Source organism: Methanofollis ethanolicus (assembly GCF_001571385.1).
Lineage (GTDB): Archaea > Halobacteriota > Methanomicrobia > Methanomicrobiales > Methanofollaceae > Methanofollis > Methanofollis ethanolicus.
In genome coordinates, this window is sequence record NZ_BCNW01000001.1 from 1,836,061 (window position 1) to 1,850,576 (window position 14,516).

The 14,516-nt window shown below is 59.8% G+C and carries 17 protein-coding genes and 2 tRNA genes; 13 read left to right on the top strand and 6 right to left on the bottom strand.

The features are described 5' to 3' along the window. Positions 1–185: 185 nt before the first annotated feature. The 8 genes from MEFOE_RS09005 (at position 186) to MEFOE_RS09040 (ending at position 7,240) form a co-directional block, all read left to right on the top strand. Positions 186–1,907 carry a UvrD-helicase domain-containing protein gene (locus MEFOE_RS09005; RefSeq protein ID WP_067051297.1) on the top strand — a complete coding sequence of 574 codons (1,722 nt, stop codon included), beginning with the start codon at positions 186–188 and terminating at the stop codon, positions 1,905–1,907. After that, complete coding sequence (locus MEFOE_RS09010) at positions 1,904–3,100, top strand: toprim domain-containing protein (protein WP_067051299.1); 1,197 nt, start codon at positions 1,904–1,906, stop codon at positions 3,098–3,100. The genes MEFOE_RS09005 and MEFOE_RS09010 overlap by 4 nt, the downstream gene beginning before the upstream one ends. Continuing rightward, positions 3,100–3,411: a hypothetical protein gene (locus MEFOE_RS09015; protein WP_067051301.1), complete on the top strand. Its 312-nt coding sequence runs from the start codon at positions 3,100–3,102 to the stop codon at positions 3,409–3,411. Before MEFOE_RS09010 ends, MEFOE_RS09015 begins: the two co-directional genes overlap by 1 nt. Before the next feature lie 25 nt (positions 3,412–3,436). Continuing rightward, a complete protein-coding gene (locus MEFOE_RS09020; RefSeq protein ID WP_067051303.1) occupies positions 3,437–3,937 on the top strand; it encodes a hypothetical protein in 501 nt (166 codons plus the stop codon). Between the two features lie 45 nt (positions 3,938–3,982). Beyond that, positions 3,983–4,249, top strand: coding sequence for a hypothetical protein (locus MEFOE_RS09025; RefSeq protein WP_067051305.1), 267 nt, complete (start codon positions 3,983–3,985; stop codon positions 4,247–4,249). After that, positions 4,246–4,587: a hypothetical protein gene (locus MEFOE_RS09030; protein ID WP_067051307.1), complete on the top strand. Its 342-nt coding sequence runs from the start codon at positions 4,246–4,248 to the stop codon at positions 4,585–4,587. The genes MEFOE_RS09025 and MEFOE_RS09030 overlap by 4 nt, the downstream gene beginning before the upstream one ends. A gap of 116 nt (positions 4,588–4,703) precedes the next feature. After that, entirely contained in the window at positions 4,704–4,901 is a 198-nt protein-coding gene (locus tag MEFOE_RS09035; protein ID WP_235809598.1) for a hypothetical protein, read from the top strand. Continuing rightward, a complete protein-coding gene (locus MEFOE_RS09040) occupies positions 4,898–7,240 on the top strand; it encodes a coiled-coil domain-containing protein (protein ID WP_067051311.1) in 2,343 nt (780 codons plus the stop codon). Before MEFOE_RS09035 ends, MEFOE_RS09040 begins: the two co-directional genes overlap by 4 nt. A gap of 27 nt (positions 7,241–7,267) precedes the next feature. Here the strand turns inward: MEFOE_RS09040 and MEFOE_RS09045 are convergent, their stop codons facing one another. From MEFOE_RS09045 to MEFOE_RS09055, 3 genes are all read right to left on the bottom strand, one after another. After that, positions 7,268–7,579 carry a hypothetical protein gene (locus MEFOE_RS09045; protein WP_153015927.1) on the bottom strand — a complete coding sequence of 104 codons (312 nt, stop codon included), beginning with the start codon at positions 7,577–7,579 and terminating at the stop codon, positions 7,268–7,270. Positions 7,580–7,693: 114 nt separating this feature from the next. Further along, positions 7,694–8,023, bottom strand: coding sequence for a hypothetical protein (locus MEFOE_RS09050; protein ID WP_067051315.1), 330 nt, complete (start codon positions 8,021–8,023; stop codon positions 7,694–7,696). A 71-nt stretch (positions 8,024–8,094) separates the two neighbouring features. Beyond that, entirely contained in the window at positions 8,095–8,277 is a 183-nt protein-coding gene (locus MEFOE_RS09055) for a hypothetical protein (RefSeq protein ID WP_067051317.1), read from the bottom strand. A gap of 88 nt (positions 8,278–8,365) precedes the next feature. Between MEFOE_RS09055 and MEFOE_RS09060 the strand changes: the two genes are divergently transcribed. Then, the gene (locus tag MEFOE_RS09060) at positions 8,366–8,839 is read left to right on the top strand and encodes a hypothetical protein (RefSeq protein ID WP_067051319.1); all 474 of its coding nucleotides are present in this window, start codon (positions 8,366–8,368) and stop codon (positions 8,837–8,839) included. Positions 8,840–9,148: 309 nt separating this feature from the next. After that, a complete protein-coding gene (locus MEFOE_RS09065) occupies positions 9,149–9,745 on the top strand; it encodes a hypothetical protein (RefSeq protein WP_067051321.1) in 597 nt (198 codons plus the stop codon). Between the two features lie 343 nt (positions 9,746–10,088). Here MEFOE_RS09065 and MEFOE_RS09070 read toward each other — a convergent pair. Beyond that, positions 10,089–10,161, bottom strand: a tRNA-Thr gene (locus MEFOE_RS09070). A 100-nt stretch (positions 10,162–10,261) separates the two neighbouring features. Beyond that, on the bottom strand, positions 10,262–10,972 hold the full coding sequence (locus MEFOE_RS09075; protein ID WP_067051324.1) for a sugar phosphate isomerase/epimerase family protein: 711 nt from the start codon (positions 10,970–10,972) through the stop codon (positions 10,262–10,264). Positions 10,973–11,073: 101 nt separating this feature from the next. Between MEFOE_RS09075 and MEFOE_RS09080 the strand changes: the two genes are divergently transcribed. Next, the gene (locus tag MEFOE_RS09080; protein WP_067051327.1) at positions 11,074–12,012 is read left to right on the top strand and encodes a radical SAM protein; all 939 of its coding nucleotides are present in this window, start codon (positions 11,074–11,076) and stop codon (positions 12,010–12,012) included. Here MEFOE_RS09080 and MEFOE_RS09085 read toward each other — a convergent pair. Beyond that, complete coding sequence (locus tag MEFOE_RS09085; protein ID WP_067051329.1) at positions 12,007–13,038, bottom strand: mechanosensitive ion channel family protein; 1,032 nt, start codon at positions 13,036–13,038, stop codon at positions 12,007–12,009. The genes MEFOE_RS09080 and MEFOE_RS09085 overlap by 6 nt on opposite strands. Positions 13,039–13,085: 47 nt before the next feature. Here MEFOE_RS09085 and hypD point away from each other — a divergent pair, with 47 nt between their 5' ends. Together hypD and MEFOE_RS09095 are read left to right on the top strand one after the other, a co-directional pair. Further along, a complete protein-coding gene (gene hypD, locus MEFOE_RS09090) occupies positions 13,086–14,114 on the top strand; it encodes a hydrogenase formation protein HypD (protein ID WP_067051331.1) in 1,029 nt (342 codons plus the stop codon). Between the two features lie 48 nt (positions 14,115–14,162). Next, a tRNA-Arg gene (locus MEFOE_RS09095) sits at positions 14,163–14,234 on the top strand. Positions 14,235–14,516 lie beyond the last annotated feature (282 nt).

Consider the following 14,516-nt stretch of genomic DNA (forward strand, 5'->3'; position numbering starts at 1 on the left):
CAGAGTGGTGTGAGTATTAGCCTGATCGGAGACTCATTTGAGATGAATTTCTGTCCCACCCTCAACTTGTGTTACCCTGGTCACTCGGGACAGATCCCCATCCTAACACGATCACGAGCCGATGTAGTGTACGAAAGAGAGGATCGATCTTCCCTCGTGCGCGATATAATGGAGGCGATCGGGGCATGACCGCCGAACTGATCCGGTGGCGGGGAGGACCTGGCGCCGGGAAAAGCACGACCCTGATCGAGTATGTTCGGTCCGAGGTGGATGCCGGCACGAAGATCGGTGACATTGTTGTAATGACCTTTAGCCGCAGCCAGGCCGCCGACCTTGCAAGCCGCCTACATGATGCGGTTTTCCCTGACGCGCCCGCAAAGGAGGTCCTGAGGTTGTGTGCGACGATTCACGGCATGGCTCTCAGAGCGTGCATGACCGCCGGTCTGATCGAGGACCCGCGTCAGCAGGTGATCCAACCCGGCGACCGGAGGAAGGCACCGATCTATCAGGCCTTCATGAATGAGCGCGGTCTCGAGTACGACCCTCTGCTCGGTACCGACGAGGACGAGGACCGCAGTCGTGCCGACCTACCGACCGGGAACGCATTGATCACCCTCAACGCCTATCTCCAGGCTACTCTCTGCGGCCCCGAAGAATGGCGCAAGGCGGTCGCCGATCTCGGCCTCGGTGTCTCAAATCTTGTGGGGTCGGTTGAAGACCTCCTCCGAGCATGGGCAGCATACAAGGCCGAGCGCGGGCTTTTCGAGCACGAAGACTACGTACGCCTTGCCCTCGATCACGAACTCCCGCCCCCCGCCCCGGCCCTGTTCGTCGATGAGTATCAGGATGTCAGCCCGGCACAGAACGCCCTGATTGAGCAGTGGATCAACCATCCGGACACTCGCCGGGTCTATGTGGCCGGCGACGAGGACCAGAGCATCTATGGCTTCCGCGGATGTGATCCCTCTCTCTTCCTCTCCCTCGCAGCAGAGGACCGGGGAGCACGGCCCGACGGCAGCCGGCCGACCTCGCACCGGTGCCCCGCCCGGATCATGGAGACGGCCGAAACGATCCTCGGACACCCGGCAAACGTCTCCCCTTGTAGCCGCAAGGGGCAGGTCCACCATGTCCGGCCCGGCAATGCCGAAACCCTCGCCCGACAGGTGGAGGTCGCGGTCAAGTACGCCCGGACTAAAGAAGAGCGGCAGCCGGTCTTCGTCCTCAGTCGATTCAGGAAAGGTGCCGGCAGCCTCGCCCGCGCCCTGAGTGCGGCCGGGGTTCCCTGCGGCGACATCAAGCCGGGGAGGGTGCGGTTCTGGACATCGGCGAGGATCGGCAGGTCCCGCGACAGCCTCGAACCGACGACGATCAGCCCGTGGACCCTGAAGACGGCGATCGCCCGCTACCTCGCCGGGTGCGACATCGACCCGATCCCGGCGAACGAGGCCGAGGCCCTCGCCCTTGCGGCCCTCGTCGGCAAGAAGCGATCCGCCGCCCTCACTGACCTGAGGATCAAGGCGAATCAGGGGCCGGTCCGCCTGGGCGACGTGTATGCCTGGACCGATGGCCGACAGGGGGACCGGATCTTCGACAGGCTCAACATGAGGCCGTGGCTCGTCCGACAGATTCGGGCATGTCTCGCCCGGGAAGCCCGGCGCGGCTACGAGATCACGCCCGAAATGGTGAAGGTGGACACGATCCACGCGGCGAAGGGTCTTGAGGCGGCCGTGGTCCTCCTGCACACCGGATATCTGAAGGGCCGCCTGGACGACCTCAGGATGCCGGACCGACGAGCAGAAGAGAGGAGGGTGTACTTTGTCAGTGCGACCCGGGCAAGCCACGCCCTTCTCCTTCTGGACTATGGCGAGGGGCCGGTGTGCCCGATCCTTGAAGGGGTGGGTGCGTGATCGACTGGACACCCCTTCTTGAAGACGCATGCCGGTTCTACGAGCGGCATCTCACTGACGAGCACCGCGCCTTCCTCCTCGCCCGCTACGGTTTCCAGCCATGGTTTGCGGAGAGGGCACGGATCGGATATGCCCCGGCAGACGGCGACGCCCTTCTTCAGCACCTCATGGACAGGGGATACAGCGGAGAGGAGATCGTCGGGTCCGGCCTCGTGCAGCGGTGGACGGTAGAGGGAAGGACCGGCGTTGCCGATCACTTCCGCGGCCGTCTCGTCTTCCCCTATTTGGGCGAGGGGGGGATGCCCCTCTACTTCATTGCCCGGGCAACCGACGAGACGCCAACACACGGCGACGAGGTGCCAGCGAAGTATAAGAAGCAGATCGTCACCGACGCCGGACCGAAAGAACCGATCTTCGGTGCATGGTCCGTGATCGAGGGCGGACCTCTGATCGTCACCGAGGGGATCGCCGACGCCCTCGCGGTCCACCAGGCGTGTCGGTCGTGCCTCAGCCCGGTGACAACGAGCTTCAAGCAGGAGCGGATCGACGAGGCCGCTGCATACTGCACGCGGGCCGGCCCCGTCTACCTCATCAACGACAACGAGGAGAGCGGGGCCGGCCTGAAAGGAGCGACGAAGACCGCCCTTGCCCTCCTCGCCCACGGGATCGGGAAGGTGTACATCGGCACCCTCCCGCGTCCTGAGGGGAGGGAGAAGATCGATATGAACGACTTCCTCAGGGAGGGCGGCGACCTCGCACAGGTCCTCGCCGAAGCGGTCCCGGCCGACGAGCACCCGGCGGTGAAGGAGGAGAAGAAAAAGGCGATCCAGGCAAGTGTTGCCGCCCTGCGGTCCTCCCTCGCCCGGCAGCGGTGGCAGGCGAGCGGGAAGAAGAAGAACGGTGACGACATCGAGGACCTGAAGCGCCGCATGCCTTCCCTCAGTGCCTACACCGGCGTTGCTCCGGGGAAGAGAGGACCGCACCCCGTCTATGGATCGACCCACGGCGACAACTTCGCCATATCCACAGACGGCGAGACATGGACCTCCTTCCATTGTGGGAACGAGACGGGAAAGGGCGGCAACATCTTCAAACTGATCGCCCTGGAGCAGGGATTCCTCCCCGACGAGGACATGCCCCTCCGGGGCGAGGCGTTCAAGCAGACGATCGAGTATTGCAAGGAGCGGTGGTAATGACCGATTCAGCACCCAGAACTGCCGCCGGGACATTCGCGTCCGAAAGGGAACCCGGCAAAGCTCTTGAACGGGACGAGCTCGCCCGAATGCTCTCCGATGTTCTGAAAAATCTTCACGGCCGATTGACAGCCCCGCGTTTCAAGACGAAGAAGGCCGACAGCGAGATGTTGAGTATGGCGAGGGTGTTTGTCCAGGCGATCACGGCCCTTGACGGTCTGATCAAGAACTCAGAACTCCAGGAGATAGAGCAGAGGTTATCGGCCCTCGAAGAACCGATAAAAGAACGAGAAAAGCCAAACAGAGCGTGATAAGATGAGATCGTTAAACAAAAGGATGGAGAAAGTGGAGGACAACCTAAGCCCCGAAAAGACCGCCGGGTATCTGAAATCTCTGATACGGCAGGTAGCAGACACCGACGACCCCGCCGAAGCCGCCGCACTCCGGCGCATAGCATCTCGCGTCGCACGATGCGAGACGGGGGAGAAGGCCACCAGAGTAAAGGAAATTCTCATTGACGGCGCGGTGTCCGCCATAGCACGCGAGATCTTCTGTGCAAACATGAATGTCGTCGTGTGGAGGGTTCGGTACTGGAAAGCCCAGCTTGAAAAGGCCGATATCCTTCTGGCAGTAGCAGAAGAGGCCGGACATGCCGAAGCAGTGACCCGTGGTAAAGAAACCCGAAAAACGCTTGCCCGGGGACTGGATCAAGCCGTCCGGGACCTCACTGACACCATCAATGCCCCCGAGTGGGACGATGCGGGGGTGGAAGTCCCCGAGGTTCCTGAAGACCTCGCCGACATGATACCGGCACGCCCCCGAAACGAAGGCCGATGAACACCCCGCCGGCAGGGTCACGCCGGCACACCAAGAGATGAGAGTATGAAACAGACCCCCTGTATAATTGATCTCACGACGGACGAGAATGCCGCCACGATCGCAGCAGAGTATCAGAACGCCGCCGCGGACTTCGAGATTGCCCGGAAGTCCATCGGAGAGATCGTAGCCGACTGGCACCCCGAACTCGAAGAGCAGGTAAACCGAGCTTCGCAGAGTTTCGGATCGCAGCTCAAAGAACTCTTCCCTGGTGGGGAGGGTATACCCCCACTCGAACGGCCCATGTATAACCCTCTGGAGGTGCGGAGATGATCCAGGACTTCTCGATCTTCGTCCCCGACCCCGTGACCCTCCGGATCGGTAGGGCTAACCAGGTCAAGGACCTCGACCTCTCCGTTATCCCGGCGAAGTCCAGCCTCAGGATCATCCACTTTTACGAGGAGAAGGACGGGAAGGACGCAACCTCTGAGGAGGTCGTGAACCTTGCCGCCGGCGTCCTCCACGACATCGACCCCGGCGTCACTGAAGAGTGGCTGTGGAAGAACTACAGCCTGCGCGATCTCACGAGGATCGCCACCTTCGTCCTTGAACGGGCAGCGACCCAGGAAAGCGCCACCCCGGCCACAGGAGAGGCCGCAAAAAACGTGTGATCGAGCTTGGGAGGATTGTCGCACGGATGGGGCGCACCTACGGGTGGACCCCTCGGCAAATCCTTTCCGAGCTCAGTCTCGGACAGATGGCAACCCTTCACCGATATGCCCAGGAGATGGACGGATTGATCCCTCGTAAGATCGACAACGGGCCAGACGCGGACGCGTTCGGGAAGCATGGGGATGATGGACCGGACGTGGACGCGATCGAGGCCCGGTATGGCAGCATGATCAAGCGGCAAACCGCAGAAACATTCGATGTCGCGACGATCGAACGGATCACCGGACTGAAAGTGAAGCGAGGCAAAGCATGACCGAAGAGGTAATCAACAGGCTCGTCGTGGAGATCGTCGGCGACTCGTCCGGCCTTGTCTCCGCATTCGACGAGGCCGCAAAAGTTTCCACGAATTTTGAGGATCGTCTGAAAGCGGTCGGATCGAGTTTCACCCAGACCGGAAAGGACCTCACTCTTACGGTCACGGCCCCCCTCGCCCTCGCAGGTGCAGCCGCCCTGAAGATGGCCGGGGACGCAGAAGAGACGCAGAGCAAGTTCAATACCGTCTTCGGAGAGATGGCCGCCGATGCCGAAGCGTGGGCAGATAAGTTCGGCGGTGCCGTCGGCCGATCCCGCACCGACTTGAAGGCGACGTCCGCCACCTTCGGTGACATGCTCCAGGGCATGGGTGCGACCCGTGAGGAGTCCCTGAAACTCGCGGAGGCCATGACACAGCTCGGTGTCGATATCGCCTCTTTCTCGAACTCCACAGACGAGGAGGCGTGGATCTCCCTGAGGTCTGCCGTAACCGGCGAATATGAGGCGATGAAGAAGTACGGCGTTGTCCTCAACGAAGCCGCCGTGAATCAGGAACTTCTCAACATGGGTGTCGCCGGCGGGGCCGCCGAGGCCACAAACGCCGAGAAAGCACAGGCTCGCCTGAACCTGATCATGCAGGCGACCACAAACGCCCAGGGCGACGCCGAGCGAACCGCCGGGTCGTTCTCAAATCAGATGAAGGCCCTCACCGGCGACCTGAAGGACGTGACCGAGGAACTCGGGGCCGAGCTGATCCCCCTCGCCCAGGACGGGATCGCCCTCGCCCGTGGGGGTCTGGAGACCTTCAAGAACCTCGACGACGGGACAAAGAGGATGGTCGTCTCCGTCGCCGCCCTCGCTGCCGCCACGGGTCCTGCTCTCGTCGTGGGAGGGAAAATGCTCACCCTCGCCGGCGACACATCCGTGGCGTACAAGAAGTTCCACGTCCTCCTCGATGAGAAGGTCATCCCCGGCCTGAAATCGCAGATCGCACAGATGAAGATCGCCGGCAGCACGGCCCGCGCGACCGCCCTCTCGATGGGGGTCCTTGCAGCAGCCACAGCGGGACTTGCAGCGGGGATAATCCTCACAAACCGCTACATTGACGAGGCCGAGGAGAAATCGAAGCGTTTGAAGGACGCGATCGACGCCCTCGCCGACTCGTCCGGCCACTCGTCCGAGGAACTCCGCGACCTCGCCCGCAGGCTCCGGGAGGGTGCAGACGCCTCGCAGTTTTACGCGTCGGCCCTGAAGTCGATAGGCTCCCCGATGGCAAACGTAAACGCCGCCCTCGGCGTGATGACCCCTGAAATGAACAAGGCGAGCCAGGAAACCCGAGATGCTGGTGCCGACCTCCTCGAGTACCGGGCAAACCTCCTGGACTTTGCATCGGCGGCAGAGGTGAGGATGCGCGATGTCACGGCGACCTACGAAACCCACCGCACGAAGGTCGAAGAACTCAGAGGTCAGTACGACGAGTTGAAGACCTCGATCGATCGCGCCCTCGGGATCGAGGAGGACATCGACGACCAGAGCCGCGCCGTGGAGAGGACCGAGATCCGCAAGATCCGGGCGGATCGGGATCTCAAAGACCTCGAAGACGAGATCGCCGAAAAAGAACGGGAGATGGCCACCGGGGAGTATGGCAGCATCGACGAGAGGGAGAAGGCCGAGGAGGATCTCGCCGACCTCAAGCTCCGACACCGGGAGGCGACCCTGAACCTCGCTGACGCCGAGGACGCCCTTCAGGACGCACAGGAGAGATCAAAGGACCTTGCCACAGAGAAAGCGGCCCTGGAAAAGAAGCTCGGCGATGAGGGGGTCGAAGGGGCAAAGAAACGCCTCGAAGAGATCGGAAAGACCCTCGAAGACGAGACCGCCAAGATGGATACCGCCTACAAGGAGCGGGAGGACCTCAGGCTGAAGCATGACAGCGCTATGCTGGAGTTCGACAAAACAACCCTCCAGACGACCGTGGAGAACTGGCAGAAACTCGCCAAGTATTACCAGGACAACCCGATCGTCCGCACTGTCGGGGTTCAGGTTGCAGGCGAGGACGGCAGCGTTCAGATCTTCGTCCCCGAGGCCCCTGCTTTGAACTTCACAATGCCGGACTTCGGCAACCCCTACGCCGACACCAAGGGTGCAAACGCGGTGGCCCCAGTCGCCACCCCTACCGCAGCGGCCCCCTCCCACAACGAGACGGTGTTGGTAAGCAAGAAGGGGGACGTCGTGATCGAGAGCATTGTGGTGAACTCCCCGAAGGCGGATGCAAGCACGATGGTGTATGAACTGCGGAGGACCATGCGGGATATGTACCGCGAGAGTACAATGGGGTGAGGGTCCCCTCCTCCATTTGATTATTTCTCAGCGACGGCCCCACCGCGTGAAATCCTCTTCTAACCAGGGGCGTTCATACCACATCTGCAGCTCATAGTAAACCTTGACCTCCCCTATGGGGTCAGGGTCGGAGCAGGCGGCGATCCGGTATCGGTCGTGGGCTCCATCGTATTCAAGGACCGTCATCAGATGCGTTTCCGGGGATGAGTTCAGGTACTTGTGGGCCACGATAAGATCGTCGGTCTGAAACAGAGGATGCGGAACCAGAAGCGCCCACCCCGCAACGAGGGTTACAAGGGCGCAAAGGACGATCGCGAGGACGGGGTATGCTCGATTCATATATCGGGGAATGTGCTCCTCGGGCATATATGATAATCGGCGGGGGTGCGACCATCTTCTCACCGGGCGAAACACCCCTAAAAAAGAATTGGATCGGTGCTCCTAGGGAGAGACCTACAATCTAAGGGTGATCATTTTGAGATCGTCAATATCTACATGCCCTAATTTGTATTTATAAATCATTTCAGCACAACTCCTATCCTCCCACGTTTTCGTATCTATATCTGCCCTCATCCACCGACCCAATCCATCGCGGTGAATAAACGTTATAAAATATTGATCTAACGTCTCGTCGTAGTCAAGAACCACATATGCTACGTCCTGATATCCATCTTCAAAAGAGATAACATCTCCGGGGTGGTATTTTGCCTTGGAGAGCCCCTCGCACCCCCCGACAAGGATTGCAGATATTAAGAGAATGCAGAAAACAAATTGCGCCTTCATAAAAGGCTTTTATCATCACAACGGCTGAAAAATATTCCTATTTGGGATTCCAGGATCTAGGGATAAGGGGCTCACGCCCCGTCTTTTATCTTCGAGACGATCAGACGGAAGTGATCGATGTCAATCTCGATTGATACCTCCTCCCCCTCCTCAAACGGGAACTGAGAGTCTCCTACAACCGCCGACGGGATCGAGAGATATTTTGTCTTTGCGCGACCCGCCGAAACCAGGCGGCCCTTTCCTTCGGTGACCATTACACTGTATATTACACCGTAAAGTATATATGCATGCCTGCCATACATTGTATTGTACACGTGTAAAACACACAGAGGATTGAGACAGATGATGACACAGACAGGAAAAATCACCCGGGCTCACGAGGCCCTGAGGATCGAACTTGAAGCGCGGCCAGGGGAGTATCTCGTGGTCGGCGCGTCGGATGCCCGAGAACTCGTCGCCACTGGCGCAACGGTCCCCCTCTACCAGATCATCAGGGGCGACGACGTGGACATCGTGCAGGAGGCCGGGACCGCGTACGGGACGAAGACAGGGAAGGGGATCGCCCTCCACATCACGACCGGCCTGCCGGTCGTCCCGACCATGTATGCAAGCCGGGCAGCGGTGGAAGCGGTGCACAGGGGCGCACGGACCACCGCACCGGTCAGCGCCCCCGAGGACCGCCCCGCTCACCAGCAGGAGCCAGCGAAGAGGACCGACGCGTGGGACTCGTCCCGCCTGAAGCGCGGCTTTGGTGATGCGGCCAACCCACCGAGAGGAGGAGGAAGGCCCGCGCCCTCCCCTGTGATCGTGGTGTGAGCTCACCGCCCCCGATGACGACTCTGCCCGGGGTCTGAGGGAGCATCAAACCTGCCCAAACCTCAAGTGTGAGAAAATGTCTGGAACGACGGCGACTCTGCCCGACCCCCTGCCCCGTCCCGGGGCATAAATACGGAATACTGCGGAACCGAGGCGGGGACCGCACCCCGCCCCCTCTTTTCTGGCGCCGACACCGCGCTTATACCGTGCGTACGCGTTGTGCTAACCGCGTCGACGCGGTGGATCAACTGCACCGACAAAGATCGAAATCTTTTACCCCTCCCGAACATGGAGGAATGAGGGAATCCAATGGTGGAGTTAGATCTCGATATCAGTATTAATCTGGCCATTAATACGAAGAAAGAAGAATACGTCCCGTTTCTCGTAACGGGGGGAAAATGCACGGAAATCCTCACCATGGTGTGGGTACATAATCGGGATGCTTTTGCCGACCGGATCGCGTTCGCCGGCCGATTCGGGGCTTCCACGGTTTCAGTTCACAATGGCATATCGTGGCTGGGTTTCTCCGGACCTGCTCCTTATGGATGGGAACCGTGCCGGGAGACGTTCTTGGGGTATGAATATTATTATTCCAATGTCAGGAATTACGAACCATCTGATCCAGAGATCAAAACGGAGATCGAGTCGCTATCTCATTTGTACGATCGGGATGATCTGGCTCAATTTATCGACTGTCCTGTAACCCTCGACGAGGAAGATATCATCCGTCCCCCGTACTTCGAGAGGGTGGGCACCTCATATGTGCTCTGGATCTCAAAGGCGGATGTCGCCGCAGGGTATCGACCCCCCGGTGAGTCGCGGCAGTTGAAGATGTCTGAATATTGGGATATGGTGGAGCAGATCGGGGCACCTGGGGAGAGCGACCCGCCATATCAAGCCGCCTGAGGTTTGAATACAAATCATTCGGCGCGACAGCAGATGCGCGCAGATGGCCGCAAGCAGGGCGTCGGGTGTGATTCATCGCCCCCTGCGGCACGACGATCTGAAGGCCGTGAGAAACGAAGGAAAATACATATTTCTCCCGGGGCATGGGGGGTATGTGCAGATACCCCGGGCAACAGCGGAATGATCGCACCGGCCCCAAAAACATGAAGTTTTGCAGGCGATTCGATGAACGGAGACAAACGCACACCCCGCCGCACTCAGAAACCTTGCAAAACTTTGCCCTTAGAAAAGAGGCCCAATTTGGGCGTATTTTTTATGTGGGATTAAGAACTCACGTTCTTTAAGCCTCAGCCGAGATTTGAACTCGGGACCTTGTCCTTACCAAGGACACGCTCTACCAGCTGAGCCACTGAGGCACGGATGCATTACAATATAGAGCATATCCGGTATAAAAAAGTGTTGATAGTTCCAGATGTGAGATCAAATAATAAAAAATGTATATTCCGGACATATGCCTCATAAATAGGGACGTAGTGCAGAAATACTTGATTTCACCCCGTCAATGCCCTCGACCTCGATCACCGGCACAAGACCGTTCTGTCCGACCGCTTCCATCACCGCGGCGACGTCGATGGTGCCCGACCCGACCGCGGAGTGGGTGTCTGCGGTCCCGTCATTATCATGGATGTGGATATGGTCGATCGGCACCTGCAGGAATGCGGGGAGACACCCCTTGATATGGGCGTGGCCGACGTCGAGGGCGAAGCCCGCGCCCTCGGGGAGGGGGAGTTCGTCCGGTGTCTGGAGGAAGAAAAATTCCCAGGCCATGTTCTCCACCGCATACCTGACAGACCGTTCTTCTGCCGCCGCGGAGAGGTCGGCAAGGGAGCGGGCAAACTGCCTCCGCGCCCTCTCCCTGTCTGCTGGCCATGCAAAGTACCCCGGATGGACCACCACGTCGGCGTCCACCTCAGCGGCGATGGCGAAGCAGTCATTGATCACCCTGACGCTCGCCTCCCTGATAGGTTCCAGGGTGCTTGCAATATTGACGCTCCGGGACGGCGCGTGGATGGAGTACCGGAGGTCGTAGGAGAGGAGGGGTTCGGCACTCTCGATAAAGTGGCAACCGTCGTCCATCACCTCGACATAGTCGGTCAACCCGGCGATCTGGTCGAGGGCATCGGGGAGAGGGCGGGAGTGGAGCGCGTACGTGGAGACGCCATACATGGGAGAGCATTGTCCTGAGGTTCATAAAACGCTTCCCCGCACCCTGCGGCAACAGGTGGTTTCTTGCCCGTCCGCGCCCATACTCCCCCGGTGATTCTGCAATGCCCTATCGTCATCTCTTTGGCCCGGTCCCGTCGCGGCGACTCGGGATATCCCTCGGCATCGACCTGGTGCCCCTGAAGACCTGTTCTTACAACTGCGTCTACTGCGAGTGCGGGCCGACGACGGCGCTCACCACAGAGAGGAAGGAGTACGTCCCGACCGGGGACGTGATCGCGGAACTCCGGTCCTACCTCTCGACCTCGCCCCGTCTCGACTACGTCACCCTTGCCGGGTCGGGGGAACCGACCCTTCACAGCGGGATCGGCGAGATCATACGGGTGGTCAAATCCGAGTTTCCCGCATATCGCGTCGCCGTCCTCACGAACGGCAGTCTCCTCTCCGACCCGGAGGTGCGGCGCGCCCTCCACGATGCAGACCTCGTCGTCCCGACCCTGAACGCCGTCTCCGACGCACCCTTCAGGAAGATCTGCAGACCGCACAGGAGCATTTCACCGGAAACCCTGATCGAAGGCCTCATCGCGTTTCGCAAAAGTTTTTCCGGGGAGATCTGGCTCGAAGTCTTCATCGTGCCGGGCGTCAACGACAACGACGCGGAGGTCGGGAAGATCGCCGACGCCGTGCGGGAGATCATGCCCGACCGCGTCCAGTTGAACACCCTCGACCGCCCCGGCGCCGCGGCCTGGGTGCGGCCTGCCGACAGGAAGACCCTCGACCACATCGCCTCCCTGATCACGGCGACGCCTGTCGACATCGTCGGCGGCCTCCCGTCGCGGGGGGAGATCGACAGTTTCCACCAGGAAAGCGCCGACACCATCCTGGCCCTTGTCAGGCGTCGCCCCTGCACCCTCGACGACCTTGCGCACGCCACCGGCATGCACAGGAACGAGGTCGGGAAGTACCTCCAGTACCTCCTGGAGAACCATCTCATCGAAGCAAAAAGAGCGGAGAGAGGAACATTTTTCCTTTCCGTCTCATGATTTTTTGATGTGCACGTCCATCTGGGGGAAGGGGATCTCGATCCCCTCCTCCCTGAACCTCTCATCTATCCTCGTGTTGATGAAGTCCTGCACATCCCAGGCCATGTTGAAGGCCTTCGCCCAGACGATGGGGGTGAAGTTGAGGCTCGAGTCGGCGAATTCCAGGAAATAGACCGTCGGTGGCGGGTACCTGAGCACGCATGCCGAACGCTCGACCGCCTCGTTGGCGATCTCAAGCAGGATCTCCTTCACCCTCTTGACGTCCGAGCCATAGGCGACAGAGACCGGGATCTTGATCTTCAGCCGCACCTCGGGGAGGGCGTAGTTGATGATCACCGAGTTCGCAATCTTGGAGTTCGGGATGGTGAGGAGTTGATAGTCGAGGGTCTGGATGCGGGTGCTCCGCGGGCCGACGCTGATGACGTCCCCGAGGTAGTCGTCGATCTTGATCCGATCACCCATCTTGAAGGGCTTGTCCATCACGATCAGCGCCCCGCCGAAGAAGTTGGAGAGGAGGTCCTGCGCCGCGAGGGCCACGGCGACACCGGCGATGCCCGCCCCGGCAAGGAGAGGCGTGATGTCGATATCGAGGGTGCTCAGGATGAGCAGGAAGGCGATGAACCAGATGACGTACTTCACCGCGATCTCAAGGACGTCGATGATCCGGTCGTCGACCTCGCTCTCCGTCCGCGACGCCATCCACCGGCCGTACAGGTGGATGAAGTTGTACGAGAAACTCGAAGCCACCCATGCCCCGATGATGATGTAGAAGGCATTGAGGTACTTCGAGTCGAGGATGTACTCGTACTTCGGCGGGATGATGCCCGACGAGACGATGGCGAGGTATGCGGTGACGACGAGGACCGTGATGATGAGGGGTTTTCCCGTCGCCGCAACGAGGATATCGTCGATCTTTGACTCTGTCTTTTCCGCGCGTTTCAGCAACCAGTGATAGACCCAGTACAGGACCACCGATCCGATGAGCCCCGCAAAGAGGAGAAGAACAGCGTAGAGGGGGTCGCCCATAATGAGTACACTTATGCAGGGAGACACGTATTAACTATGAGGATTCCATGGCAACAGGAGACAAACTGAAGGCTGCGCTCCACGAGATCGTGGACCGTAACTATACGTTTATGCACATCTGCGGCACGCACGAGGCTGCCATCGCCAGATCCGGTCTGCGCAGCGTCCTCCCCGAGGGCCTGCACATCGTGATGGGGCCGGGCTGTCCTGTCTGTATCACACCGCAGGGAGAAATCGACGCCGCCCTTGAGTTTGTCGAGAAAGGGTGTATCGTCGCCACCTACGGCGACCTCCTCCGGGTCCCGGGCACGAAGGGCACTCTTGAGTCCTGTGGTGGGGACGTGCGCGTGGTGCAGGGCATCCACAAGGCCGTCGAGATCGCGGAGAAGACCGATAAGGAGGTCGTCTTCATATCGGTCGGCTTCGAGACGACTGTCCCGACGGTCGCCGCGACCATCCTCTCCCACCCGCCCGAGAACTTTTCCATCCTCTCCTGTCACCGCCTTGTCCCGCCGGCGATGCAGTGGCTCCTCGAACAGGGCGAGGCCTCCCTCGACGGCTTCCTCCTCCCGGGCCATGTCTGCGTGGTGGCGGGATACGAAGAATACGAGCAGTTCCCGGTACCGCAGGTCGTCGGCGGCTTCGAGCCCGAGGACATCCTCCTCGGCCTCCTGATGCTGGTGAAACAGGTGAAGGAAGGAAGGCACGAGGTCGAGAACGCCTACCCGCGTGCGGTCTGCCGGGAGGGGAACCCAAAGGCGAAGGCACTCATCTCCGAGGTTTTCGACACGGTCGATGTCGAGTGGCGGGGTTTCCCGGTGATCCCGAAATCAGGGCTCTGCCTGAAAGACAAATTTTCCCAATACGATGCCAGAAAAAAATTCGATATCGAGATCAAGCACGTCGAGAAGGTCTCGGGCTGCATCTGCGACCGGGTCCTGCGGGGGATCGCACAGCCGACCGACTGCAAACTCTTCGGGAAAGTCTGCACCCCGAGGACGCCGGTCGGCCCCTGCATGGTCAGCCACGAGGGCGCCTGCAAGATCTGGAACCTCTATCATGTCCGTCATCTCTGATGGCGGCGCAATCATTTTTATACCCGTCGAGCCAACATATACAGGCCTGTCCCGGTAGGGTAGTGGACATCCTGAAAGCCTCCGGAGCTTTCGACCCGGGTTCGAATCCCGGCCGGGGCGTCTTCCTGTTTTTCCGATCTGTGTTTTTTCCAGACCCTATCCCGTACGAGAGCACGCCCCCTGTGCTCCGTTCAGCAAGGCCGGAAGCCTCTTTGATTTCAATCTTATTCTCACACACCATGCCGGCGATAGGGGGTTCTGTGAATCGTAGTTGGATTCAGACACATTATGGATTAAAACCATATAATATACCTATGTATAAAAAAGACTGGCGATCTGTGCTGATATAAATAACAATCATTGAAATAGAATGTCTACACATTCAAATTCAGTGTAGCGGGC